This window comes from Nocardiopsis eucommiae (genome assembly GCF_965344335.1).
In the GTDB taxonomy this organism is placed as follows: Bacteria; Actinomycetota; Actinomycetes; order Streptosporangiales; family Streptosporangiaceae; genus Nocardiopsis; species Nocardiopsis eucommiae.
Window position 1 is genome coordinate 60,437 of record NZ_CBDRIY010000014.1, and the last position, 25,565, is coordinate 86,001.

The window sequence follows — 25,565 nt, forward strand, 5'->3', positions numbered from 1 at the left end:
CACCATGAACGCCACCGCCCTCGGCGCACAACCGCCCACCACCATGCGCGGGGTGAGGCTTCCCGGCGACTCCACCGCGGTCGTGGACACGCTCCCCGTGCCCGAACCGGGTCCGGGCCAGGTCCTCCTGAGAGTGGGTGCCTCCGGGATCTGCGGCAGCGACATCGGGTTCATCTACCACGAGCACAGGACGCACCGGGGGATCGACGGCCCCGCCTACCGCGGGGTCGTCGCCGGACACGAGCCCTCCGGCACGGTCGTGCAGGCGGGACCCGGCTGCCGCAGGTTCGGGCCGGGTGACCGGGTCATCGTCTACCACATCGCGGGATGCGGTCTGTGTGACAACTGCCGACGCGGTTACATGATCAGCTGCACCGACCCGGGACGGGCCTCCTACGGCTGGCAGCGCGACGGCGGCCACGCCGAGTACCTGCTGGCGGAGGAGGCCACCTGCGTCCCCCTGCCGGACGAGCTCTCCTTCGTGGACGGCGCGCTCATCGCCTGCGGCTTCGGCACGGCGTACGAGGGGCTGCGACGGATCGGTGTCAACGGAGAGGGAGACCTGCTGGTCGTGGGTCTGGGCCCGGTCGGTCTGGCGGCGGGCGTGATCGGCCGCGGCATGGGCGCGGCCCGCGTCATCGGGGTCGAACCCAACGCCAGGCGCCGGGACTGGGCCTCCACCCTGGACGTGTTCGACGCCCTGGCCTCCCCGGAGGAGGCGGCCGAGGAGATCGGCCGGGTCACCTCCGGCCGGGGCGCGGCGACGGTCATCGACTGCTCGGGGTCGCGCGCGGGACGCTCGCTGGCGCTGGAACACGCGGCGGAGTGGGGCAGGGTCTCGCTGGTCGGTGAGGGAGGCACCCTGGAGACCGAGGTCTCCGACACCCTCCTGCACAAGCAGCTCACCCTGTACGCCTCCTGGGTGACCTCGCTGCCCGCCATGGCCGAACTGTCGGTGAACCTGGTCCGGTGGGGGGTCTCGCCCGAGCGCGTGGTCTCCGACCGCTTCGACCTCGCCGACGCCGACACCGCGTACCGCCTGGCCGCGGGGGAGAGCCGGGGCAAGGTGTGCCTGGTGAACCGGGAGCAGGGGTGAGTGCCCTCGTCCGCGTGCGGCGCGAGGGCTCGGGGACACACGAACTGATCCACCTCGACAACGGGGTGGTGCGGGTCGTCGCGGCGCCCGGTCTGGGCGGCCGGGTGCTGTCCGTGCGCCACCGCGACCAGGAACACCTGTACCGGAACGACCGCCTGCTGGGCGAGGACCTGCGTCCGGTGGAGGGCGTCTCGCTCGGGCCGGTGGACGGGCCGATGAGCGCGTGGAACAACGTCGGCGGGGACAAGACCTGGCCCGCGCCGCAGGGGTGGGACGGGCCCGGACAGTGGGCGGGTCCCCCCGATCCCGTCCTGGACTCGGGCGCCTACCGCGTTCGGGTGGAGGACGGCCCGGGCGGGTCCGTCGTGCTCACCCTCACCAGCGAGGACGATCCGAGGACCGGTCTGCGTCTGTCCCGCCGACTCACCATGGAACCCGGGGCCGCCGGCTACCGGCTGGACCTGGAGGCGGTCAACGCCTCCACGACGGACCGCCGGTGGGCGCTGTGGAACGTGACCCAGATCGACGGGGCCCGGTCCTCGGACGGGGCCACCGACGGTGTCTTCGTGGGGGTCAGGGGCGAGGGCCCGCACACGGTGCCCCTCGTCTCGGGCAACGGCCGCCCGCGAGTCGTGGAGCACGTGCCCTCCGTACTGCGGGTGCCGTCACAGGAGGTGGTCGGCAAGGTCGGCTTCCCCACCGCGTCCGGATGGCTGGCCAACGTGGGGGCCGCGGGCACCCTCACCCAGCGCTTCGACGTCACCGAGGGGGCCGACTACCCGGACGCCGGGTCCGTGGCCGAGGTCTGGTTGGAGACTCCGCTGAGCCGTCCACTGGAGCACCTCGGCGGGCTGTGCCCGGTGGACCGCGTGATCGAGGTCGAGGCACTCGGGCCCCTCACCGAACTGGCGCCCGGGCAACGCGTGAGCCTGGCGGTCGACTTCGGCTTCGGTTCGGGCCGGGAACCGGTCTCGGAGGTGACGGCTGACGGATTCTGGAGCGAGCGACCCCGCTGGGAGGGTCACGGGACCGGCACGGCGCGGTTGGTCGGCTCGTTCACGTCCACACGGCACGGCGCCCTGGTCCACCGCCGATCCGGGCGCACCCTCGCACGGACCGTTCCGGGTGAACCGACCCGGTTCACCGTTTCGGTCCCGGAGGCCGACCCACGTACCGACCCCGACCCCGACGTCGTGTTCGCGGCGCGGTCGTGAACGGGACGCCGACCGGCGCCTCCGGAGAGTCCGGGGCGCACCCACCATCCGATGGAAGAGACATGACGAACACCAGGCACGAGGGAACCACGGCCGTGGTCACCGGAGCGGCCCAGGGGATCGGTGAGGCCACCGCCCGACGCCTGGCGGCGCAGGGCGCGTCGGTGGTGCTCACCGACCTGTCACCCCGAGTCGCGGAGGCCGCCGAACGCATCCGCGCTGCGGGGGGAAGCGCCCTGGCGGTCACGGCGGACGTGAGCGACGAGGGCTCGTGGGAGCGGGTGGTGGAACGGGCCCGCACCACCTTCGGTCCCGTGGGGATCCTGGTCTCCAACGCCTACACCTTCGAGCAGGCGCCCGCCCACGAGACGACGCTCGCCTCCTGGGAACGCCAGATCGCCGTCAACCTCACCGGCGCCTTCCTGGGGGTGCGCGCCTGTCTGGACGACCTGACCGCCGTCGGAGGCAGTGTCGTCATCGCGTCCTCGGTCCATGCCTGGTTCGGGCTTCCGGGCCGACCGGCCTACGCCACCAGCAAGGGCGGGCTGACCGCGCTGACCCGCCAGCTCGCCGTCGAGTACGGCCCGCGCGTGCGGGTCAACTGCGTGCTCCCCGGCCCCGTCCTCACCGCCGCATGGGAGGACGTGGGCGAGGAGGACCGCCGAGCCAGCGTCGCCCAGACCGCCGCCGGGCGTTTCGGTGACCCCGACGAGGTCGCCTCCGTCATCTCCTTCCTCGCCTCCTCCGAGGCCTCCTACGTCACGGGGGCGAGTCTTCCGGTCGACGGAGGGTGGAGTATCTACAAGGCGTCGTCGTGACCGGGCGCCTGGAACGGAGGACATGATGGCCGCCTATTCGGGGCGCGGCGTGCACGGCCAGACGGTGCGACTGCTCGGGGAACGGGTTCTGGCCGGGGAGTTCGCGGAGGGCCAGACCATCGATCTGGCCGAACTCAGCGAGGAACTCGACCTGAGCCTGACGGCCCTGCGCGAGGCGATCAAGGTGCTCGCGGCCAAGGGGCTGGTGGGCTCACGCCAGAAGAAGGGCACCTTCGTGCGCCCGCGCGGCGACTGGAACCTGCTCGACCCGGACGTGGTCCGGTGGCAGGTGGCGGCCGGGGCCGGTGACGTCTTCTTCCGTGACCTGGCCGAGCTGCGCGACGCGCTCGAACCCGCCGCCGCCCTGCTCGCGGCGCGGCGGCGTGAGGACGACGACGTCACCGAGCTGCGGGCCGCGCTCGAAGAGATCGCCGACACCGTGGACGGGCAGGCCGAGGACGCCGTCCGAGCCGACCTGCGCTGGCACCGCGCCCTGTTGGCGGCCACCCACAACGAGCTGTTCACCCGTACCGACGTCTTCTTCTCCGCCGGGCTCTCCGAACGCGACCGCCTGGTCCACGGAGGCGACCACGACGACCCGGTGCCCAGCCACGAGGCGGTCACCGAGGCCATCGCCGCCGGGGACCCCCTCGCGGCCGAGGCCGCCATGCGCTCCCTGCTGGCACAGGCCAGGCAGGACCTGCTCCGCGTCACCGAGCACGACGCGTCCGAAGACCGTTGGGAGAAGCCCGAGTGAGAATCACCCGTATTGAGACCTTCCTGGTTCCGCCCCGGTGGCTGATGTGCCGGGTGGAGACCGACGAGGGGATCGTCGGATGGGGCGAGCCGGTCGTCGAGGGGCGTGCGGAGACCGTGCGGGCGGCGGTGGAGGAGCTGTCCGAACTCCTCCTGGGACAGGACCCCGCCCCGATCGAGCACCACTGGCAGCGACTGACCAAGGGCGGCTTCTACCGTGGTGGTCCCGTGCTGTCCAGCGCGGTGGCCGGGCTCGACCAGGCCCTGTGGGACATCGCGGGCAAGAGCCTGGGCGTGCCCGTGCACCGCCTCCTCGGCGGTCCGGTCCGCGACAAGGTCAGGGTCTACGGCTGGGTCGGCGGCGACGACCCGGCCGAACTGGTCGACAGGGTCAGCGCGCGCGTGGAGACCGGTCTCACCGCGGTGAAGATGAACGGCTCCGGAGTGATGGGGCGCTCCGCGACCGTGCGCGAGATCGACGGCATCGTGGACCGTCTGGCGAGCGTGCGCGAGGTGCTCGGCCCGGACCGGGACGTGGCGGTGGACTTCCACGGTCGCTTCAACGCGGCCACCGCCCGCAGGGTCCTGCCCCTGTTGGAGCCGCTGCGGCCCATGTTCGTGGAGGAACCCGTCCTCCCCGAGTACGGTCACCTGCTCCAGGACGTCGTGCGGAGCAGTCCCGTGCCCATCGCCACCGGCGAGCGCCTGTTCAGCCGGACCGACTTCCTGCCCGCCCTCCAGGCGGGCATCGCGGTGGCCCAGCCCGACCTCTCCCACGCGGGAGGGATCTCCGAGGTCCGCAGGATCGCCTCCCTGGCCGAGACCTACGACGTCCTGCTCGCCCCGCACTGCCCGCTCGGCCCGCTGGCCCTGGCCGCCAGCCTCCAGGTCGCCTTCGCCACCCCCAACTTCCTCATCCAGGAACAGAGCATCGGCATCCACTACAACCAGGACGCGGAGCTGCTGGACTACGTCCTGGACGCCGAGGTCTTCGCCTTTCCCGACGGGCACATCCACCGGACCGACGCCCCGGGGCTGGGAGTGCGGGTGGACGAGGACGCCGTGCGCCGCGCGGACCGCGGGGGCCACCGCTGGCGGTCGCCCGTGTGGAGCCATGAGGACGGGTCGTTCGCGGAGTGGTGAAGGAGAGGAGGGAGGAGATGACGCGCGTGACGAGCGAACCATGGAGCGCCGAACGCTTCGAACTGGGGGAGGGGCTGCGCCGACACGGTCGGCACCTGCTCATGGTGGACATCCTCACCGGCAGGCTCCTGCGCCTGGACCCGGGCTCGCCCGGTCCGGCCGAGGTCGTCCTGTCCCTGGACACGCCCCTGGGGGCGGTCGCCCCCGTGTCGGGCCGTCCGGGGTCCTACGTGGCGGCGGTCGGGACCGGAGTCGCCGTCGTCTCCAAGGACGGCGGAGTGGTGTGGCTGGCCAGGCCGGAGGACCACGCGGCGGTGCCGATGCGGATGAACGACGGATGCTGCGACCCCGCGGGCAGGTTCTGGGCCGGATCGATGGCCTACGACGGCACCAGGGGTGCCGGTTCCGTCTACCGCGCCGACCCCGACGGCGGATTCTCCCGCGTCCTCGAGGGCTACACCGTTCCCAACGGCCCGGCCTTCACCGAGGACGGTTCCCGCATGTACCTGGCGGACAGCGCCGACGGGCGTATCGACGTCCACGACGTGTCCCCGAGCGGAGAACCCGGGGCCCGGTCGGTCTTCGCCCGTGTCACACAGGGCAGCCCCGACGGTATGCAGGTCGACGACGAGGGGCACCTGTGGGTCGCTGTCTGGGGCGCCGGTCGGGTGCACCGCTACGATCCCGACGGAACCCTGGAGCGCGTGGTCACGGTCCCCGCCGTCCAGCCCACGAGCGTGTGCGTCACCCGTGGCCCGGTGCCACGGTTGTTCGTCACCTCCGCGACGGTCGGCCTCGACCGGCCGGGCCCCGGTGACGGTGCCGTGTTCTCGGTTCCCGTGGAGGTCGGGGGACCGCTGGTTCACCAGTTCGGGGGTGCGGTGTGAGCGCCGAGATCGTCTGCGTCGGTGAGACGATGCTGCTGCTCACCGCGGCCGACCCGACACCGCTGGACCAGGCGCCGCTCCTGACGATGGGGGTCGCTGGAGCCGAGTCCAACGTCGCCTCCGGGCTCGCCGCGCTCGGACACCGGGCCGCCTGGCTCAGTGCCGTGGGGGACGACCCCTTCGGCCGTCTGGTCACGCGCACCCTCCGCGAGAGCGGGGTGGACGTGTCCGGGGTCCGTGTCGACCGGGACCGTCCCACGGGCGTGTTCGCCAAGGATCCCTCGCCCGAGGGAAGCACCGTGCACTACTACAGGACCAGGTCCGCGGCCTCCGGGCTCGGCCCGGAGCTGGTCGGGGATCCACGGGTACGGGCCGCCGGCAGGGTCCACCTGTCCGGGATCACCCCCGCGCTGTCCCCGGGTTGCGACGCCCTGACCCAGGGACTCCTGGAGGCACCCGGCCTGACGGTGAGCTTCGACGTGAACCACCGGCCCCGACTGTGGGGGCCGGAGGAGGCGGCTCCGCGTCTGCTCGCGCTGGCCCGGCTCGCCGACATCGTCTTCGTCGGCAGGGACGAGGCCGAGGAGCTGTGGGGCACCTCCACCGACCGCGACGTCCGGGCGCTCCTGCCCGACGTCGAGCGCCTCGTGGTCAAGGACGCCGAACACGGCGCCAGCGAGTTCCACGGTGGCACGCGGGTGTACGTGCCCGCGCCCACCGTGGAGGTCGTCGAGCCGGTCGGGGCGGGGGACGCCTTCGCCGCCGGATACCTGGCGGGGGACCTGCGCGGACTGGGCGGCCGGGAACGCCTGCGTCTCGGGCACCTGTGCGCCGGACGCGTCCTGCGGGTGACGGGGGACCTGGCCGACCCGCCTCCGCCGGACCAGGTGGACGAGCTCCTGGCGGTGGCCGACGAGCACTGGAACGAACGCGCGGCCGGGGCCGCGACGAGAGGAGTCAGCAGTGAGTGACGAGGGTCTGGACGGCCTGTTCGCGGAACACAGCGTGCTCGCCATCCTGAGGGGCATGCCGGTGCGCACCACGGTGGAACTGGCCGAGCGCGCCTGGGACCTGGGGGTGACCGCCATCGAGGTGCCCGCGCGCGACCCCGAGGGGCTGGAGGCGTTGCACGCCACGGTCAGGGCCGGGGCGGAGCGCGGACACCCGGTCGGCGCGGGCACGGTGATCACCCCCGAACAGGTCCGTGCGGTGTCCGAGGCGGGCGCCGCGTTCACCGTCGCGCCGGGCTTCGACGCCGAGGTCATGGCCCTGTCGGAGGCCGCCGGTATGCCCCACCTGCCCGGTGTGGCCACGCCCACCGACATCCAGGGGGTGCTGAGGGCGGGCGGCCACTGGGTGAAGGCCTTCCCCGCCTCGTCGCTCGGCACGGGGTGGTTCCGGGCGATGTCCGGACCCTTCCCGGACGTGCGGATCGTGGCGACCGGCGGCATGGACGCCCACAACGCCCGCCGGTACCTCGACGCCGGGGCACGGATGGTGGCGGTCGGATCCGCGCTGACCGACCCCGAGCAGATCCCCCTCCTGGCCGCGCTGGTCTGAGCCCGTCGCGGGGGCCGGGCGGCCGTGCGGGCGGCCGTCCGGGTGGAGCGGCGGGGTTACCATCGGGCCCGGGGACCGGGGCCAACACACCTCTGTGACCTGGGCTCTCATCGCTCTCTCATCCCTGTCGGCTGTGATGGACGGACCATGCAAGCCAAGATCCTCGTCGTCGACGACGAACCGAACATCCTCGACGTGGTCGCGACCGTGCTGGAGTTCCACGGATTCGACGTGCGCACCGCCGCCACGGCCGCCGAGGCCCACACCGCCGCGCACGCGTTCGGGCCCGACCTGGTCGTCCTGGACGTCATGCTCCCGGACGGCGACGGGTTCGACGTGTGCCGCGCGCTCCGGCGTTCGCGGCCCGACCTCGGCATCGTCTTCCTCACCGCCAAGGACGCCCACAGCGAGCGGATCGCGGGGCTCACCTACGGCGGCGACGACTACGTCACCAAACCGTTCAACACCGACGAGCTGGTGGCCCGGGTGCGCGCGGTCCTGCGCAGGACGCGACCGGGCAACGGGCCGGAAGCGGCGGACGGGATCCTGCGCTTCGCCGACGTGGAACTGGACGAGCGCGCCTGCGTGGTGCGGCGGGCCGGGAACCCGGTGCCGCTCTCGCGCACCGAGTTCGACCTCCTCCGGTACCTCATGCTCAACAGCGGGCGCGTGCTGTCCCGCCCGCAGATCATCGACGAGGTCTGGAGCGACGGCTACGCGGGCGCGTCCAACATCGTCGACACCTACGTCGGCTACCTGCGCCGCAAGCTCGGCGTTCACGGTCCCAACCTCATCGTGACCCAGCGGGGGTTCGGCTACGCGCTGCGCGAGGGCGACCCCGAATGAGGGCCCCCTGGCGCACCCTGCGCGGACGGATGGTGGTGGTCAACGCCGTCCTGATGTTCCTCGCCCTGAGCGTGGTGACGGTGGCCAGCTCCATGTTCCTCGGCACCTACCTGGTCGACCGGCTGGACGAACGCATCGAGACCAGCGCCTCGTTCGTGCGGGCCAACCAGGACGAGATCTTCGCCAAGAGCCCCGACCAGCTGGTCGAGCAGATCCGCGCCCCCAGTGAGTTCGTCGCGGAGTTCGTCACGCGGGTCCCGGGGGACAGCCACCCCAAGGTGCACCGGCTCCAGGGGTCGGGGCCCACCCTGGTCCGCGACATCGACACCGACGGCGCGCCGGAGGGCGTGTTCACGGTCGAGCACGAGGGCGCCGAGTACCGGGTCAAGGTGCTGGAGCTGCCCGAGCAGGACACCGTGGTCCTCCTCGGAGAGCCCCTGCGCCCGGTCACGGCCACCGTCCACCGGCTGATCGCCATCCAGGTCCTGGGCGGCCTGGCGATGCTCGGGATCGCGCTGGTCGCCGGGACCGCCGTCATCCGCCGGGGCCTGCGCCCCCTGGACGACGTCGTGGAGACGGCGGAGGCCATCGCCCGGGGCGACCTGGAACGCCGAGTCCCCGAACCCGCGCCGGGCGCCGCCGACGAGGTCAGCCGCCTGACCCTGTCCATCAACCGCATGCTGGCCCGCCTGCGCGGCGCCCTGCACGCGCACGAGCAGTCCGAGGAACGGCTGCGCCGCTTCGTCTCGGACGCCTCCCACGAACTGCGCACCCCGCTCACCTCGATCCGCGGCTACCTGCAACTCGTGGCCCAGGGGGTGGTCGACGTCGCCCGGCGCCCGGACGTCATCACCCGCTCCCAGCAGGAGTCCGAGCGGATGGCCGCCATCGTGGACAACCTCCTGTACCTGGCCCGCCTGGACGAACGCCCCGCGCCCCGACACGAGGTGGTCGCCCTCCGCCGGATCGTGGCGGACAGCGTCTCCGACGCCCGCGCCGCCCAGCCCGAACGCGACTGGCGGACCGAGGTCACCGCCGACGGGCTGGTGGTCGGGGACGAACAGGAACTGCGCCAGGCCGTCTCCAACCTGCTGGCCAACGTGCGCGTGCACACCCCGGCCAGCAGCCCGGCGACCGTCCGGCTGCACCGGCGCGACGGCCGCGTGGTCCTGGAGGTCTCCGACGAGGGCCCCGGTGTGGCCGAGGAGAACGCGGCCTTCGTGTTCGAGCGCTTCTACCGGGCCTCCGCGGCGTCCGGGCGACCCGGCAGCGGCCTCGGTCTCCCCATCGTCCGGGCCGTCATGCGGGCCCACGGGGGCGAGGCGGAGTTCACCTCCACCGCCGCCGGGGGAACCCGGGTCACCCTGCGGTTCCCGTCACCGCCGGACTCCGACGCGGGCACCCTGGCAGGTGGACGTGACGACGATCTCACCGGCGGCGCCGCGTTCTCATCGAACTCTCATGATCCTCGGCAGTTCGCCTCATCGGCGTCGTATGAGCTGGAAGGCAAGCGTAAGTCGGGGTTGAGAGGAATGAGTATGGCTGGGCTGCTCTATCGTCTGGGTGGGTTCGCCTACCGACGACGATGGCTGGTCGTGTTCTCGTGGCTGCTGGTCCTGGTGCTCGCGGGCGGTGCGGCGCTGATGTTCCGCGCCCCGCTCAACGACGCGCTCAGCATCCCCGGCACCGAGTCGGAACAGGCCACCGACCTGATGGAGGCGCGGTTCTCCACCACGGGTGAGTCCGTCACCGCCGTGCTGCGCGCCCCCGACGGCTCCGACGTCATCGAGGAGGCGCAGTACGCCGACGCCGTGCGGGCCACCGCCGACGAGCTGGCGGAGATCCCCGGGGTTGACGAGGTCTTCAGCCCGCACGGCATCCTGGAGGACGCCCGCCAGCAGTACGACGACGGGATCGCGGAGGGCGAGGAACAGGCCCTGGAGACCGCTCGTGAACAGGTCGAGGCGATGGTGCCGCCGGAGACCCCCGATCGCGATCAGGCCGTCGAGGACCTGATGGTCGAGGCCGAGGCTCAGGCGCTCGCCGCCGTCGCCGAGCAGGCCCCCGACTTCGACGACGACGAGGTCCTCGACCAGGTCCCGCAGCTCTCCGACGACCGTGACAGCGTGATGATCCAGGTCCAGCTGGAGTTCCGTAACGGCGAGGTCCCGTCCGAGACGGTCGAGGCCATCCTCGACACGGGTGACGAGGCACGCGCCGCAGGGATGGACGTCGAGTTCAGCGGTCCCTCCATCACCCAGCAGGTGCCCGCCATCATGGGCCCGAGCGAGGTCGTCGGCCTCGTCGCCGCCCTCGTCGTCCTCATCATCAACTTCGGAGCCCTGGTCACCGCCGGTCTGCCGATCCTGCTCGCCCTGATCGGCGTGGGTGTGGGGATGCTTCTGCTCTACGCCGCGTCCAGCCTGATCGAACTCACCAGCACGGCTCCGATCCTGGCGCTCATGCTGGGGATCGCCGTGGGTATCGACTACTCGCTGTTCGTGCTCTCCCGCCACCGCAAGCAGGTGGCGCAGGGCTGGGATCCGGCGGAGTCGGCCGCCCGCGCGATCGGCACCGCCGGCAGCGCCGTGGTCTTCGCGGGGATCACGGTCGTCATCGCTCTGCTCGGGCTTTCGGTGGTCCAGATCCCGTTCCTGACCCTCATGGGCGTGGCCGCGATGGTCACGGTCGCGGTGGCGGTGCTCATCGCGATCACGCTGCTCCCCGCTCTGCTCGGGTTCATCGGCCACCGGGTCACCGCCGGTCGACTCCCGGTGCTGGGCCGCCGGGCCGAGAGGGCGATGGTCTCCGACCGCACCATGAGCGCGCGGTGGATCGGCATGGTCATCAAGCGCCCGGTCATCGCGATCGTCGGTGTGACCGCCGTCCTCGGTGCGCTCCTGCTCCCCCTGGGCAACATGCACCTGGGCCTGCCCAGCGACGAGACCAGCTCGACGGACACCACGCAGCGTCAGGCCTTCGAGATCATCAGCGAGGAGTTCGGTCCCGGACACACCGCGCAGCTCGCGGTGGTGGCCGACCTGACCGGGCTGCCGGACATGCCCGCCGCCGCCGACGAGGTGGCCGAGCGCATGGAGGACGTCGACGGGGTCGCGGAGGTGTTCCCGCCCCAGCTCAGCGACGTGCGGGACACGGCGATCATCGTGGTCATCCCCGAGACCGGGCCCTCGGACACCGCCACCGAGGACGTGCTGCACGACGTGCGCGGCCTCCAGGGCGAGATCGAGGACGAGATCGGCGCCAAGATCGTGGTGGCCGGTGCCGCCGCCATGGCCATCGACGTCTCCGAACGCCTCGCGGACGCGCTGCCGGTGTTCGCCGCCGTGGTGATCGGCCTGGCCCTGGTCCTCATGACGATCGTGTTCCGCTCGATCCTGGTGCCGGTCAAGGCGGCGCTGGGGTTCGTGCTCAGCGCGGGTGCCTCCCTGGGGCTGACCGTGGTGGTCTTCCAGTGGGGTTACGGCGCCGGGCTGTTCGGTGTGGAACCCGGTCCGCTCCTGGCGTTCATGCCGACCCTGATGATCGGCATCCTCTTCGGCCTGGCCATGGACTACGAGGTGTTCCTGGTCTCCCGCATGCGGGAGGACCACGTCCACGGCGCCGAGCCGATGGCGGCGATCTCCACCGGCTTCACCCAGGGGGCGCGCGTGGTCACCGCCGCCGCGGCCATCATGATCAGTGTCTTCGCGTCGTTCGTCTTCGGCCACGTGGAGATGTTGAAGCCGATCGCGTTCGTCCTCGCCGTGGGCATCCTCATCGACGCCTTCCTGGTCCGGATGACGCTCGGCCCGGCGATCATGGCGCTGTTCGGCCGGGCCACCTGGTGGCTGCCGAAGTGGCTGGACCGCCTGCTCCCCAACGTGGACATCGAGGGCGACCGGCTCGCCCCGGCCGGACCCGTCACGGGGGAGGCGAACGCTGAGGGCGCGGGCTCCGCGCCCGGCACGGAGGACGGTGACCCCCGGGAGGCCGGTGCCCCGGCCGGTTCGTCCCGGTAACGACCGCTCCGACGAACGGCCCCGCCACGCCCGGCGGGGCCGTTCCCGTACCCGGGACCCGGCGGCGACGGGTGCCGTGGGCCGTGGTTAGTATGACCCGGATCACTCGACAGCAGCCGGGAGTCCGCACGTGCCAGCAGCGCAAGCCAAGCCGCGTCTCGTCCTCGCCACCTCCGCCGCCTCGTTGGCCGTGCTCCTCGTCGCCGGTTGCTCGGGGACGGACTCCGAGGGCGCGGCCCACCCCGAGGCCACCGCCACGGAGGGGAGCAGGCTCGACGAGATCCTGGACCGGGGCTCGCTTCAGGTGTGCACGACCGGTGACTACCGGCCCTTCACCTTCCTCGACTCCGATCCGGACGAGTTCACCGGCATCGACGTCGACATGGCCCGTGACCTGGCCGACGACCTCGGCGTGGAGATCGAGTGGACCCGGACCACCTGGGACGACCTCATGGAGGACTTCCTCGCCGGGTGCGACGTCGCGGTCGGCGGCATCTCGGTCAACACCGAACGCGCCCAGCGGGTGTACTTCTCCGCCCCGCTCATGGAGGACGGCAAGACCCCGATCACCCTGTGCGAGAACGTGGACGACTACCGCACCATCGAGCAGATCAACCAGCCCGGGGTGCGTTCCATCATGCCCAGCGGCGGCACCAACCAGGTGTTCGCCGAGGAGCACTACCCGGACGGCGACCTCGTCACGCACGACAACAACACGATCTTCGACGAGATCGTCGCGGGCCGGGCCGATGTGATGACCACCGACGCCTCCGAGGTGCTGTGGGTGGCCAACGAGTACGAGGAGCTGTGCGCCGTCAACCCCGAGGAGCCCTTCGACTTCTTCGAGAAGGCGTTCATGCTGCCCCGGGGTGACGACGTGTTCAAGCACTACGTGGACCAGTGGCTGAACATGGCGCTCAACGACGGCACCTACGACCGCATCGTCGAGCCCTGGTTCGGGGAGGACGTCCAGCTCTGAGTCCGGAGGGCGTCGCGTCCGGGCGCGACGTCGGGGCACCCCCGCTTCCGGGGGTGTCCCGCCTCGGGAAGCCCGCATCCTCGACCGGGACGGGTCCACCGCCCCGGGTTCAGTCCCGCGCGACGGCGGCGAAGTGCGCCGCCATCCGGCCGTGGTCGGGAACCAGTCCCGTGATCAGCTCCAACGCCTGGGCGGCCTGGAACACCGCCATGCCACCGCCGTCCAGGGTGGCGCACCCGATCCGCTCGGCTCCGGCGAGGAGCTCGGTGCGCAACGGCCGGTAGACGACGTCGGCCACCCACAGGTGCGGGCGCAGGAGCTCCGGGGCCACGGGAGGGGCCGGGTGGTGGGCCATCCCGGCCGGGGTGGCGTTCACCAGCCCGTCCGCCCGGGAGAGGAGCGTGTCCACCGCCGAGGGAGGGGCCGCACTGCACCGGGCGCCCGCGAACCGGCCCCGCAGGTCCCGGGTGAGTCCCTCGGCCCGGTCCCGGTCGGTGTCCACCACCGTGAGGTCCCGCGTGCCGGAGGTCATGAGGGCGTGGGCCACCGCCGCACCGGCCCCTCCCGCGCCCAGCAACACCACCTGCTCCCTCGGCACGGTGGGCAGCCCCCGTTCCAGGGAGCGGGCGAAGGCCGACCAGTCCGTGTTGTGCCCCACCGCGCGCCCGCCGTCGAACACCACCGTGTTCACCGCGCCCAGCGCGGCGGCGTCGGGGGTGAGCTCGTCCAGGTGGGGCAGGACGAGCTGTTTGCACGGGTGGGTGATGTTCAGTCCGTCGAACCCGTAACGGGGGGCGGAGCGCACGAGCTCACCGACCGACGACGCCGACAGCCCCCAGGTGTCGAGGTCGATGCGACGGTAGACCAGGCGGCGCCCGAGCTCGGCCGCCTCCGTCTCGTGCATGGCCGGGGTCAGGGAGGGACCGATCCCCGAACCGATCAGCCCCACCAGGAAGGAGGGGGCGCCGGGAGGGTGGGCCGGAGTGCGCACGGCCCCGTCGTCGCTGGTCGGGCCCCTCACGTCCACTGCTCCGCGCGGTGCTTCGCGCGGTGCGCCGCCATCCGCACCGCGGTGTTGGACGCCCCGTACCCCTCGTAGCCGTCCACCCGCTGCACGACCTCGAAGAACAACCGGCCGCCCAGCAGGGGTGTGTAGAGGTGCCAGAAGCCTCCCGTGCCGTCGGTGTCGTAGAGGATGCCCAGATCGCGCATGAGCGCGAGCCGTTCCGGGGACAGATCCGTTCTGGCGGCGAGGTCGTCGTAGTGGTTGTCGGGGACCCGGATCGGAGGCTCCCCGGCGGCGACCATGGCACCGGCGACCGCGACGATGTCGTCACAGGCCAGGGCGACGTGCTGGGACCCGCCGGTGGCGTCGGCCTGGGGGCCGCGCCCCAGCACGGACACGTTGAGCGCGACGCGGAGCCCCGACCCCGACCCCGTGTGTGGCCGGGTCAGGACGCGGCTCCGGACCAGTCCGTCGGGCGAGGACAGGTCGGTGTTCTCCGACGGGGAGAGCCCGAACAGGGCCCGGTAGAAGAGGGAGGCCTCGTCGAAGTGGTCGAAGGGCTGGTGCAGTCCGACGTGGTCGATGCCGGTGACCGGGGTCGACGCCCCGTCGCTCCGGTGGCCCACCGCGGGTGCGGAGAAGTCCTCCGTCCAGTCCACCCCGCCGGACGACCCCGGCGGGCACAGGAAGACGGCGGTCCCGTCGGGCGCGGCGACGGCCGGTATGCGTGCCTCCGACGGGTCCCGGCGACGGGACAGCTCCGGAGCCGAGAGCGCCTCGGCCCTGGCCGCGACCCGGGCCGGATCGGTGACCTCGATGCCCAGGGCCGTCACGGCGGCGTCGCCGGTCCAGGTGTGCCCGAGCCTCGGGTCGGCGGAGTTCAGCAGGATCCGGGTGCGCCCGTGCTCCCACAGCTCGACGGGTTTGGAGCGGTGGTCGCGGGTGTGCGCGAACCCCAGAGCGGACAGCACCGAGCGGGTGCGCCCGGCGGCCGGTTCGGCTGCCGCGACCTCGACGAACGCGAGGTCCTCGGGCGGCACGAGGTCCGGGAGCCGGGTCAGGTGGACGGCGTCCCGGTGCGGGACCGAGGACTGACGGGGGTCGACGGACCCCCGTGCCCGGGCCACGGCGTCCTCCAGGGCGGACAGCGAACGCAGGGCGTCGGCCGCCGTCCGCTCCGGGTCGGAGGCGCGGAAGACGTCGTTGAACACCTCCAGCGACAGGGGGCCCCGGTAGCCCGCGGCGATCACGTGGCCGGTGAAGGCCACCAGGTCGAAACCCCCCTGCCCGGGGAAGCAGCGGTGGTGGCGGCTCCACTGGAGCACGTCCATGTCCATGCGCGGAGCGTCGGCGAGCTGGAGGAAGAGGATGCGGTCCGAGGGGATGTCCCGGATGCCCGAGGGGTCATCCCCCCTGGAGAGGATGTGGAAGCTGTCCAGGCACAGGCCCAGCGCGGGGTGGTCGGCCGCTTCCACGATCCGCCACGAGTGCTCGTAGGTCGAGACGTGCCGTCCCCAGGCCAGCGCTTCGTAGGCGACGCGCACGCCGTAGGGCTCGGCCGTCTCGGCCAGGGCGCGCAGCTGGGCGGCGGCCAGCGCGTCGTCGTCGATAGCCGTGGCGGTCGCGTTGGAGCAGACCAGCAGGGTGTCCACCCCGAGTTCGACCATGAGCGCGAACTTGGCCTCGGCGCGCCGCAGGTTGGCCGCGAGCCGGGTGCCGTCCACGCCCTCGAAGTCCCGGAAGGGCTGGTAGAGGTCGATGGTCAGGCCGAGCTCCCCGGCCAGGGCGCGGATCTCGCGCGGGGTCAGGGGTGAGGCGAGGAGGTCGTTCTCGAAGATCTCCACGCCGTCGAAGCCGACCTTGGCGGCCGCGCTCAGTTTCTCTTCCAGGGTTCCGCTGAGGGAGACCGTGGCGATGGATCGCCGCATGTCCTTCAGGCTCCGTTTCCGTTCTCAGGGTGCTCACGCCGCGCCGGTGTGGGCCGGTGCGGAGGTGGAGTGGGACGGGGCCGAGGGTGCCGGTGACCGACGGCCCCCGCGCTCAGGCCGACTCCCGGAAGGCCTCGTAGAGCTCCAGCTCCTCGCCCTGGAGCGTGGACAGGAAGTGCTCGTGGACCTGGGCCCGGAAGGCCTCCACGTCCACGTCGTCGACGACCTCCATGGCGCCGCTGGCCTCCCACTCGGAGAGGACCTCCGCCTCCGCCTCCTCGATGCAGGCACGGTTCTCCTCCCGGACCTGGCTGACCGCCTCCTGGAGCACCTCCCGCTGCGTCGCGGAGAGCCCTTCCCAGGTCTGCCCGGAGACCACGATCATCTGGGAGCCGATCTGGTGCCCGGAGAGGCTGACGTGGGACTGCACCTCGGAGTAGTTGTCGGCGTCGACGGTCGCGATCGGGTTCTCCTGGCCGTCGACGGTTCCCTGCTGGAGGGCCATGTAGACCTCCTCGAAGGCGACCGTCGTGGGGCTGGCCCCCATCGCCTCCGCGTTGGCGAGGTAGATGGGGGAGTCGGGGAACCGCATCCGCAGGCCGGAGAGGTCGGCGGGGGTGCGGATCGGCTGGTTGGCGGTGAAGTGCCGGTCCCCGAAGTACCAGACATCGAGGATCTTCGCCCCGGTGGCCTCCTCGAAGCCCTGCTTGGTGGCCTCGGCGGCCTCCGAGTCGAAGAAGGAGAACATGTGGTCGGCGTCGTCGAAGGCGTACGCGGCGTCGAAGACCCCGATCGGCGGGTGGGCGGAGCCCAGAGCCGCCGATCCCTGCACGTCCATGTCGATGTCGCCGGACATCACGGACGCGAAGGTCTCGGTGTTGTCGCCCAGCTGGCTGCCGGGGAAGGTGTCCACGCGGAAGCCCGCGTCGGCCTCGGCCACGTGCGCGGCCACCAGGTCGATGCCGCAGCGGGTGTGCGGGTGCTCCTCCGTGTAGCTGTTGGAGAAGGTGAGGACGGGCCCGTCGGTGTCGTCGCCCGCACCGCAGGCGGTGAGGACGAGCGCCGCCGCAGGCAGGAGCGCGGCGACGCGGAGACCGGTGTTCATGGTGGGACCTTTCGGTGGGGCGCGGGGAGTGGGTGGGGTCGGGGGTCGTGGGCGGCGAGGTCCGGTGGACGGTCGCTACAGGCCGAGTCGGCCGGGGAGGAAGAGGACGAGTTCGGGGGCCACGGTGAGCAGGCCGAGCACCGCCAGGAGGGGGATCAGGAACGGCGCCGTTCCTCGGAACACCTCGTGCATGGGGGTGCGGGTGGCTGATCCCAGGACGAAGAGCACACCGCCGATGGGCGGGGTGAGCAGGCCGATCATCAGGTTCACGATGGCGATCACCCCGAAGTGGACCGGGTCGACGCCGAACTGCACGGCGATCGGCAGCAGGACGGGCACGGTGATGACCAGGGCGGCGATCGGCTCCAGGATGGTGCCGATGAGGATCAGCGCCACGTTCACCAGCAGCAGGAACACCACGGGGCTGTCCGTGAAGCCCAACAGGAACGAGGCGATCTCCTGCGGGACCCGTTCCCGGGCCAGGACCCAGCCCAACAGCCCCGACGCGGCGAGGATGAGGGTGATCGACGCCGCCGTGGTGGCGGTCTCGACGGCGATGCTCCACACGGAGCGCGGGGTCAGGCGCCGGTAGCAGAACCCGAGGACGAGGACGTAGGCGACGCCGACGGCGGCGGCCTCGGTCGGTGTGAAGAGGCCGCTGAGGATGCCACCGAGCAGGAGCACCGGCGCCCCGAGAGGACCGATCACGCGCAGGGCGGCGGTCCGCAACTCGCCCGGCGCCGAGCGCCGTCCGGCGAGCTGGGGCTGCCTGCGGCTCCAGACGAAGACGTACAGCGCGAGGCCACCCGCGATGAGCAGGGCCGGGACCACGGCAGCGGCGAACAGGGCGGCGGTGGAGACCGCGGCCACCGAGGCGTAGACGATCGCGGGGATGCTCGGCGGCATCACCGGGCTGATGAGGCTGGAGGAGGCGGTCAGCCCCAGGGCGAAGCGCCGGGGGTACCCCCGGCTGGTCATGGCCGGGACGAGCATCTTGCCCATGCCCGCGACGTCGGCCAAGGCCGTGCCGCTGATCCACGAGAAGCCGACGCTGACGCCGATGTTCACGTAGCCCAGACTGGCGCGCACGCGGCCGAACAGCACCTGGGCGAAGGCGAAGATGCGGTCCGCGATCCCCGTGTGGTTGGCGACCACCCCCAGCAGGACGAACAGCGGGACCGCGAGCAGTGGGAAGCTGTTGACCTCCTGGGCCGCGGTGCGCAGGCTCAGCCCCGTCGACTGGTCCGTGACGATCATGTAGAGCAGGGTCGGCCCGAGGATCGCGAAGGCCACGGGGACCCGCAGCAGCAGGAGGACGAGGATGCCGGTGACGATCAGTGCGGCGCTCATTCGGCACGCTCCTCGGGAACGCTCTCCATCGCCGGGGGAGCGGGAACCAGGGTGTTGGCCAGGGCGCGCAGCGCGGCCAGGGACAGCCCGACCATGGGGATGACGTAGGTCCAGGACAGGGGGATGTTCAGGGCGGGTGTGGTCTGTGGGGGACCGGTGAAGACGAGCGCGGCGGCCTCGAACACGAAGCCGACGGCGATCGCCGCGACGACGAGGTTGGCCAGGACCCACACCCCGCGCAGGACCCGGCCGCGGGCCACGTGGTCGACGAGTTTCAGGGTGATGTGCTCGTCCCGGCCCACCAGGTAGCCGGCCAGGGAGAAGGTCAGCCACACCAGGCCGAACCGGGCCAGTTCGCCGGTCCAGACCCAGCCCGAGACCGGCAGGTGGCGCTGGGTCGCCTGGACGAGCATGAGGACGAGGATGAGGGTGAGCAGCAGGGCGCCGACGACGAGCTCGGCCCTCTCCAGGCAGCGGACCACCGTCCGCGCGGGACCCGGCGGCCCGGTGTCGTTCGGTTCGGGGGGTTGGGTCATCCCAGTCGGCTCCAGTCGGGAGGACACGGCTTCGCGCTGATCAGCGGCCGTGGGCGTGGCGGGTGTCACATTTTCGTGAACTCTAGGTATCCGTTCACGGTCGTGGCAAGCGATTGCCAAAAGTTGTCGCGAACCGGTAGGAAGGGGGCGAGATGAACACTCCGAGGCGCACGACCATCTACGACGTCGCGACCGAGGCGGGCGTGGCGGCCTCCACGGTCTCCCGGACCTTCGGCAACCCCCGCCGGGTGAACGCGACCACGCGCGAACACGTCCTCCGGGTCGCCGAACGGCTCGGGTACCGGCCGAACCCCCTGGCCACGGCCCTCCAGTCCGGGCACAAGGCGACCATCGCCATGCTGGTCCCCGACATCACCAACCCGCACTTCTTCGGCACGATCCGGGGTGCGGAACGGCGGGCCAGCGAGGCGGGCGTCACCTTCATCCTCGGCAACACCGAGGAGTCGGCGGCCAACGAACGCAACCAGATCGAACGGCTGGACCACTCGGTGGACGGCTTCGTCCTGGCGGCCAGCCGCATGAGCGACGAGACGACCGTGGGGATCGCCCAGAGCCACAACCTGGCGCTGGTCAACCGCGAGGTCGACGGCCTCCCCGGCGTCGTGGTCGACACCGGCCCGGGGAGCTGGCAGATCGTCGAGCACCTGGCCTCGCTGGGCCACCGGTCGATCGTCTACCTCTCCGGACCGCACCAGTCCTGGCTCGCCAACGAACGCTGGAAGGCGCTCAGGGCCGCGGCGGAGCGGCGCGGGCTCTCCGTCGGCCGACTCGGCCCGTTCCCGCCCAGGGTCAGCGGGGGCGGAGCCGCCGCCGACGCCGCCCTGGTCTCCGGGGCGACCGCGCTGGTGGCGCACAACGACCTCCTGGCCATCGGTGTCCTGCGCCGCCTGTCCGAACGCGGAGTGGCGGTCCCCGGGCGGGTCAGCGTGGTCGGCTACGACGACATCTTCGGTGCCGACCTGTGTGTTCCCGCCCTGACCACCCTCGCGGGTCCGGAGGACGAGGCGGGCCGGGTGGCGGTGGAACTCCTGCTGAGGAAGGGGTCGCTCTCCACGGCGCACCCGGCCCCGCAGCGGGTGGTCCTCCCCACCCACCTGGTGATCCGCGACTCCACGGGGCCTGCGGCGCGCTGAGACCCCGGCCGGTTCCGGTCGGGCCCCAGCGCGCCGTCCCGGACGCGGGAGCGGGGATACGGGAACGGCCCGGGCACCGGCGCGTTCGCGCCTGGGGCACCCGGGCCGTGGGAGTCCGTCCGCCGAGCGGCCCTAGTGGGCGACGCCGCTCAGCTCGTTGGGGGCCTCGTCCAGCGTCACCGAGCCGGTGACCTCACCGGAGGCCAGGTCCACCGCGTGCACCTGGTTGGTGGACGGGTCGCTCACGTAGGCGGTGCCCCCGCGCACGAAGAGCGCGGGTCGGGGGTCCTGCCACTCCACCGGCTCCTCCCACGTGTCCATCAGCTCGATGCTCCGGGTGAGCTCGCCCGAGTCGGGGTCGATCTCGTGCAGTGCCCCGTCGGTGCCCAGCACCAGGGCCTCACCAGCCGGGCCCCGGCCCAGGGAACGGAAGGTGTAGCTGGAGGGCAGGTCGACCAGTTCCAGGTCGCCCGTGGCGGTGTCGACCAGGGCGACGCGCTCGGGGCGTTCCAGTTCGGCGTCCGGGTCGGTCTTGTAGTCGCCCAGGATGACCGGCGACGCGTCCGAACCGGCCTGGTTGCCGATCCGTCCGTAGTCGTCCGGGCTCTCGACCTTGGTGAACGCGCCGTCCTGGTAGATCAGCGCGCCGTCCTGGCATCCGATCGCCACGGCCCCGCCCTGGGCCGCGCTCTCACCGTGCACGCCCGGGCAGTCCTCGCTGCGGGCGATCTCCTCCCCGTCGGCGTCCAGGACCAGAGCGCCGACACGCTCCTCCTCGTCTCCGAGGGTGAGCAGCATCTCGCCGTTCTCCAGCTCGACCGCCACCCCGTGGTGGGCCTCCTCGGTGGTGCGGACGTCGGTCTCCTCGGGCAGACCCGAGCCCAGCGCGTCGGTGTCGAAGGCGGTGACCTCCCCGGTGCCGTCCGCGAACAGGACGGTCCGGCCGCCGTGGCGCACCACGTGACCGGGGGTGTCGGCTTCGAAGAGGGTGTCGGTGAGCTCCGCCCCGGCCGCGTCGAGGACCTGGAAGCCCTCGGAGGTGGAGACGAACACGTGGCGGTCGTCCCCGGCGGGGTTGACCCGGTTGAAGCCCTCCATCTCGATGTCGGCCACCACGTCGAGGGACTCCCCGTCGAGGACGTACAGGCCTCCGTCGTAGGTGGTGACGAGGGGTTCCGTGGCCACGGTCTCGGCCGGGGTCCCCTCCTCGTCGGCACTCGCGGCGCCGTCGTCGGTTCCGGTTCCACAGGCCGTCAGGAGGAGACCGGCGGAGAGCAGGGCGGGCAGGGCCGCCGCTCGGGTGGTGCGGTGCGAACGCATGCTTCTTCTCTCTCAGGGATGGGTGGTGCGGGGTCGGGGGGTGGCTGGGGGGTGGTCCGAAGGGCGGGACTCAGTCGTCGCGGAGTCCCGCGGTGATCGCCTCGGTGTTGGCGCGCATCATCTCCAGGTAGGTCTCGGCGCCGCCGCCCTCCTGACTCAGGGACTCGGTGAAGAGCGGGACCACCTCGATCTCCACCCCGGCCTCCTCGGCCATCACGGTGGCCAGGCGGTCGGGCTGGGAGGAGTCCGCGAAGACGGCGGAGACGCCCGCCTCCGCCACGGCGTCGGAGAGGTCCTTGAGGTCGGAGGTGCTGGGCGAGGCCAGGGTGGTCCCACTGGGGATCACCGCTCCGACGACCTCGAAGTCGTAGCGGTCCGCGAGGTAGCCGAAGACGTGGTGGTTGGTGACGAGCCTGCGGTTCCCGGCGGGCAGGGCGGCGAACTCCTCGCCCATCCACGCGTCGAGCTCGTCCACCTCGGCCGCGTACGACTCGGCGTTGGCGCGCACGGTGTCCGCGTCGACCCCGTCGACCTCCTCGATCACGCGCTCCGCGATCAGGTCGACGGCCAGCCCGACCCGGCCCGGGTCGGTCCAGAAGTGCGGATCGGGTTCGCCCTCGCTCTCGTCCGAGGTGTAGGGCAGCGGGTCGACGCCCGCACCGACCTCCAGGGCGGGTACCCCGGCCTCCTCGGCGGCGGCCACGTTGCGGGCGACCCCCTCCTCCAGGCCGAGGCCGTTGTGCACGACCAGGTCGGCGTTCTCCAGGGTCGCGGCCTCACGGGCGGAGATCGCGAAGGAGTGCGGGTCGGTGTCGGGCGGCATCAGCACGGTCACCGGAGCCTGGTCACCGACGATCCGCGCGGTGACGTCACCGAGGATGTTGGTGGTCACCACGACCCCGGTGCCGTCTCCCTCCGAGGAACAGGAGACCAGGGTGAGGGTGAGCGATGAGGCCGCGAGCACGGCGAGGGGGAGTCGGGGCAGCATGGCGGTCACCGTCCGGTCTGGATCATCAGGTGCGGCGCGATCCCCGGTTCGAGGGTGCGGGCCACACGGAGGTCGTCGGCGTAGTCGATCTCGTGGACGACCCCGGCCCCGGGATCGCTGACGTAGGCGCGGGAGGTGTCGGCCACGAGTGTGGGCGGGTGCTCGGGGTCCACCGCGTCCAGCAGGGGGGTGGCCGCCTCCTCCTCGCCGGTCTCCGGGTCGAGCGCGCGCAGGGTTCCGTCGTCGGCCAGGGCCAGGATCGGCCCCTCCTCACCGGTCGCCGTCGCGGCCACGGTGCCGGGCTGGTCGTGGGCGCGCCACTCGGGGACGGCCAGATCCAGGACCCACAGGGTGTCGTCGTCGGGGAGCGCGGCCAGGACGGCGGACCCGGAGCGGTGGTGGAGGGGGCCGGCGCGTTCCTCACCGGGGTGGGGGAGGGTCGCGGCCTCCAGTTCGCCGTCCTCCTCGGTGACGTGGAGGGTCCCCTCCGCGCAACCGACCACCAGGCCCCTGCGGGTGACGGCGGCACCGTCGGGGTCGGTGCAGGTCGCGTCGGGCGAGGCGAGGGGGGTGCCGTCGCGGTCGAGCACACCGACCGTCCCCTCGGCGTCCACGGTGACCAGGGCCCCCTGGTAGGGGTGGGCCGAGGTCCCCTCGTCGAGGGAGGGCCCGGCGGTGGTGACCGACCCCTCCTCCAGTTCCGTGCGTTCCAGCAGCAGTGACGTCCCCTGCGTGGTGAGGGAGGTCAGAGCGGTGTCGGTGACCACGTGCGCGGGGCCGGGGAGGTCCAGGGAACCGACGTGCCCGGAGCCGGTCCGGTAGTAGTGGTTGTGGTCTCCGTGGTCCACGGTCCACACGCCGCTGTCGAAGACCTCGGTGGTCCCTTCATCGGATGAACTCAGGTACGCGAAGCGGCCGTCGCCTTGGACGCCGTCCACCCCGGGGACCTCGCCCAGCTCCGTGACCTCCTCGGTGAGCAGGTCCAGGAGTCGCACCCGGCCGGTGTCGGTGTCGGCCACGACCAGCCGGAGCTGGGGCTCGGCGGCCTCCTCGGCCCCCTCGACGTAACCGTGGGGCGTCTCCTCCTCCACGGGCTCGGGTTCCGCGGCGGAGTCGCCGCCGGAGCAGCCAGCCAGCAGGATGATCAGGGCGGCCGCTCCCAGGGCGGCGGTGTGGTGTCGGCGGGTCACGGTGTCAGCGTTCCTTCCAGGGTGGTGGGCGGGGGCGCGTGGTCGGCGGGGGGTTCGCCGGTCGGGGGGCGTCGTCGGGCGAATCCGCGCGAGCGCGCGCCGGAGGCCAGGGCCGAGACGAAGAAGAAGGCCACCGCCGTGGCCGCGATGCTGGCCCCGGCCGCCGTCTCCCAGTGCCAGGAGACGAGCAGTCCGACGTAGGTGGCGGCGCCGCCCAGCAGCGCGGCGGTGAGCATGATGCCCGGGATGCTCCTGGCCCAGAGCAGAGCCGTGGCGGGCGGGGCGATGAGCAGACCGAACACCAGCAGGGTGCCGACCACGTGGAACGACGCGACCACGGCGAGCGTGACCAGGCCCAGCAGAGCGGCGTGCGCGACGCGCGGCGCCAGGCCCAGGGTGTGCGCCTTGCGGTGGTCGAAGGCCAGGGCGACGAACGCCCGGTGCCCGACCACCGCGACCACCAGGGCGGCGGCGAGGGAGAGCCCCAGGTGGAGCAGGTCCCGCTCACGCACGCCCAGGACGTCGCCGAAGAGGAACGCGGTGAGGTCGACCGCGAAGGACGCCGAGTGCGAGACCAGGATCACGCCGACCGAGAGCATCCCCACGAACAACAGGCCGATGCTCGTGTCCTGCGACAGCCGGGGTGAGCGGCTCAGCGCGGTGACCCCGGCGGCCATGGCCCCGGCCGCCAGGGCGGCGCCCAGGAACAGGCTCTGTCCGAACAGCGCGGCCAGTGCCACCCCGGGCAGCATGCCGTGCGACATCGCGTCCCCGAGGAAGGCCATGCCCCGCAGGACCACCCAGGTGCCGGCGATCGCGCAGACGGCCGAGACGAGGAGCCCCGCCCAGAGCGCACGCTGGACGAACGTGACCCCGAAGGGTTCGATCAGTGCTTCCATAGTGGGAGACTCTACAACGATAATCGTTTTCGTTTTCACATCGGGTCGGATCAGACCAACCCGACACACCAGGAACGGAGGTCGCGAGGATGAGGGTCGACCACGTGTACGCGGGCTACGACGGCACGGACGTCCTGCGGGGCGTCACCGCCGAGATCCCCGAAGGGGCCGTCACCGCCCTGGTCGGAGCCAACGGCGCGGGCAAGTCCACCCTGCTCGGGGTCCTGGCGGGCACGATCACCCCTCGGGGCGGAAGGGTGGTCCCGGCGCGCGGCGGTCGCCCGGCGTTCGTCGTGCAGCGCAGCGCGGTCCCGGAAACCCTGCCCCTCACCGTGCGCGCCACCGTGGCCATGGGCCGCTGGGCGCACCGGGGGTGGTGGCGCCCGCTCACCCGGAACGACCGCCGGGTGGTCGACCGACGTATGGAACAGGCCGGGGTCGCGGACCTGGCCGACCGCAGGCTGGGGGAGCTCTCCGGGGGGCAGCGCCAACGCGCCCTCATCGCCCAGGGGCTGGCTCAGGAAGCGAACCTGCTGCTGCTGGACGAACCCTCGGCGGGGCTGGACCACCACTCCGTGAACCGTGTTCGGGAGCTGGTCGCCGAGGTCGCCGCCGAGGGCGTCACCGTGGTGCACGCCACCCACTTCGCCGAGGAGGCGCGGGGCGCGGACCACGTCCTGTCCCTGGAGTCGGGCCGCGTGGTCGTCCCCGATCCCGACCGGTGAGTCCCGTGTCGGTCGCGGGTCCGGGTCCGCTCGGTGCCCGGGGCGG

The 25,565-nt window shown here is 72.3% G+C and carries 22 protein-coding genes; 13 read left to right on the forward strand and 9 right to left on the reverse strand.

What is annotated here, in order from left to right; all coding sequences use genetic code 11:
• Positions 1–4 precede the first annotated feature (4 nt).
• The 11 genes from ACRWK8_RS11240 (at position 5) to ACRWK8_RS11290 (ending at position 13,318) form a co-directional block, all read left to right on the forward strand.
• Positions 5–1,096: a zinc-dependent alcohol dehydrogenase family protein gene (locus ACRWK8_RS11240; protein WP_431870079.1), complete on the forward strand. Its 1,092-nt coding sequence runs from the start codon at positions 5–7 to the stop codon at positions 1,094–1,096.
• The gene (locus tag ACRWK8_RS11245) at positions 1,093–2,310 is read left to right on the forward strand and encodes a DUF4380 domain-containing protein (RefSeq protein ID WP_431870081.1); all 1,218 of its coding nucleotides are present in this window, start codon (positions 1,093–1,095) and stop codon (positions 2,308–2,310) included. Before ACRWK8_RS11240 ends, ACRWK8_RS11245 begins: the two co-directional genes overlap by 4 nt.
• A gap of 62 nt (positions 2,311–2,372) precedes the next feature.
• Positions 2,373–3,128, forward strand: coding sequence for an SDR family NAD(P)-dependent oxidoreductase (locus tag ACRWK8_RS11250; RefSeq protein ID WP_431870083.1), 756 nt, complete (start codon positions 2,373–2,375; stop codon positions 3,126–3,128).
• 25 nt (positions 3,129–3,153) lie between these two features.
• Positions 3,154–3,885: a FadR/GntR family transcriptional regulator gene (locus ACRWK8_RS11255; protein WP_378740476.1), complete on the forward strand. Its 732-nt coding sequence runs from the start codon at positions 3,154–3,156 to the stop codon at positions 3,883–3,885.
• Positions 3,882–5,027, forward strand: coding sequence for a galactonate dehydratase (gene dgoD / locus ACRWK8_RS11260; protein WP_378739910.1), 1,146 nt, complete (start codon positions 3,882–3,884; stop codon positions 5,025–5,027). The genes ACRWK8_RS11255 and dgoD overlap by 4 nt, the downstream gene beginning before the upstream one ends.
• 17 nt (positions 5,028–5,044) lie before the next feature.
• A complete protein-coding gene (locus tag ACRWK8_RS11265) occupies positions 5,045–5,914 on the forward strand; it encodes an SMP-30/gluconolactonase/LRE family protein (RefSeq protein WP_378739912.1) in 870 nt (289 codons plus the stop codon).
• The gene (locus ACRWK8_RS11270; RefSeq protein WP_431870086.1) at positions 5,911–6,885 is read left to right on the forward strand and encodes a sugar kinase; all 975 of its coding nucleotides are present in this window, start codon (positions 5,911–5,913) and stop codon (positions 6,883–6,885) included. The genes ACRWK8_RS11265 and ACRWK8_RS11270 overlap by 4 nt, the downstream gene beginning before the upstream one ends.
• A complete protein-coding gene (locus ACRWK8_RS11275; protein WP_378739916.1) occupies positions 6,878–7,474 on the forward strand; it encodes a bifunctional 4-hydroxy-2-oxoglutarate aldolase/2-dehydro-3-deoxy-phosphogluconate aldolase in 597 nt (198 codons plus the stop codon). Before ACRWK8_RS11270 ends, ACRWK8_RS11275 begins: the two co-directional genes overlap by 8 nt.
• A 147-nt stretch (positions 7,475–7,621) precedes the next feature.
• A complete protein-coding gene (locus tag ACRWK8_RS11280) occupies positions 7,622–8,320 on the forward strand; it encodes a response regulator transcription factor (RefSeq protein WP_378739919.1) in 699 nt (232 codons plus the stop codon).
• Positions 8,317–12,339: an MMPL family transporter gene (locus ACRWK8_RS11285; RefSeq protein ID WP_431870088.1), complete on the forward strand. Its 4,023-nt coding sequence runs from the start codon at positions 8,317–8,319 to the stop codon at positions 12,337–12,339. The genes ACRWK8_RS11280 and ACRWK8_RS11285 overlap by 4 nt, the downstream gene beginning before the upstream one ends.
• A 130-nt stretch (positions 12,340–12,469) precedes the next feature.
• Positions 12,470–13,318 (forward strand): transporter substrate-binding domain-containing protein, encoded by an 849-nt coding sequence (locus tag ACRWK8_RS11290; protein ID WP_378739924.1) that lies wholly within the window; start codon positions 12,470–12,472, stop codon positions 13,316–13,318.
• Positions 13,319–13,427: 109 nt separating this feature from the next.
• Here ACRWK8_RS11290 and ACRWK8_RS11295 read toward each other — a convergent pair whose 3' ends face one another.
• The 5 genes from ACRWK8_RS11295 to ACRWK8_RS11315 form a co-directional block, all read right to left on the reverse strand.
• Complete coding sequence (locus ACRWK8_RS11295) at positions 13,428–14,339, reverse strand: shikimate dehydrogenase (RefSeq protein ID WP_431870091.1); 912 nt, start codon at positions 14,337–14,339, stop codon at positions 13,428–13,430.
• A complete protein-coding gene (locus tag ACRWK8_RS11300; protein WP_431870093.1) occupies positions 14,336–16,252 on the reverse strand; it encodes a sugar phosphate isomerase/epimerase and 4-hydroxyphenylpyruvate domain-containing protein in 1,917 nt (638 codons plus the stop codon). The genes ACRWK8_RS11295 and ACRWK8_RS11300 overlap by 4 nt, the downstream gene beginning before the upstream one ends.
• A gap of 112 nt (positions 16,253–16,364) precedes the next feature.
• Complete coding sequence (locus ACRWK8_RS11305) at positions 16,365–17,357, reverse strand: DctP family TRAP transporter solute-binding subunit (RefSeq protein ID WP_431870095.1); 993 nt, start codon at positions 17,355–17,357, stop codon at positions 16,365–16,367.
• Positions 17,358–17,432: 75 nt separating this feature from the next.
• Positions 17,433–18,707 (reverse strand): TRAP transporter large permease, encoded by a 1,275-nt coding sequence (locus ACRWK8_RS11310; protein WP_431870097.1) that lies wholly within the window; start codon positions 18,705–18,707, stop codon positions 17,433–17,435.
• The gene (locus ACRWK8_RS11315) at positions 18,704–19,243 is read right to left on the reverse strand and encodes a TRAP transporter small permease (RefSeq protein WP_352388438.1); all 540 of its coding nucleotides are present in this window, start codon (positions 19,241–19,243) and stop codon (positions 18,704–18,706) included. The genes ACRWK8_RS11310 and ACRWK8_RS11315 overlap by 4 nt, the downstream gene beginning before the upstream one ends.
• A 152-nt stretch (positions 19,244–19,395) precedes the next feature.
• Between ACRWK8_RS11315 and ACRWK8_RS11320 the strand changes: the two genes are divergently transcribed.
• Positions 19,396–20,397, forward strand: coding sequence for a LacI family DNA-binding transcriptional regulator (locus ACRWK8_RS11320; RefSeq protein ID WP_378739935.1), 1,002 nt, complete (start codon positions 19,396–19,398; stop codon positions 20,395–20,397).
• A gap of 132 nt (positions 20,398–20,529) precedes the next feature.
• Here the strand turns inward: ACRWK8_RS11320 and aztD are convergent, their stop codons facing one another.
• From aztD to aztB, 4 genes are all read right to left on the reverse strand, one after another.
• Positions 20,530–21,717, reverse strand: coding sequence for a zinc metallochaperone AztD (gene aztD / locus ACRWK8_RS11325; RefSeq protein ID WP_431870100.1), 1,188 nt, complete (start codon positions 21,715–21,717; stop codon positions 20,530–20,532).
• Between the two features lie 70 nt (positions 21,718–21,787).
• Positions 21,788–22,705, reverse strand: a complete 918-nt coding sequence (gene aztC, locus ACRWK8_RS11330) for a zinc ABC transporter substrate-binding protein AztC (protein WP_431870102.1) — start codon at positions 22,703–22,705, stop codon at positions 21,788–21,790.
• Between the two features lie 5 nt (positions 22,706–22,710).
• Complete coding sequence (locus ACRWK8_RS11335) at positions 22,711–23,895, reverse strand: YncE family protein (protein WP_431870104.1); 1,185 nt, start codon at positions 23,893–23,895, stop codon at positions 22,711–22,713.
• Positions 23,892–24,794: a zinc ABC transporter permease AztB gene (aztB, locus tag ACRWK8_RS11340; RefSeq protein ID WP_378739943.1), complete on the reverse strand. Its 903-nt coding sequence runs from the start codon at positions 24,792–24,794 to the stop codon at positions 23,892–23,894. The genes ACRWK8_RS11335 and aztB overlap by 4 nt, the downstream gene beginning before the upstream one ends.
• A gap of 89 nt (positions 24,795–24,883) precedes the next feature.
• Here aztB and aztA point away from each other — a divergent pair, with 89 nt between their 5' ends.
• A complete protein-coding gene (gene aztA / locus ACRWK8_RS11345; protein WP_431870107.1) occupies positions 24,884–25,519 on the forward strand; it encodes a zinc ABC transporter ATP-binding protein AztA in 636 nt (211 codons plus the stop codon).
• Positions 25,520–25,565 lie beyond the last annotated feature (46 nt).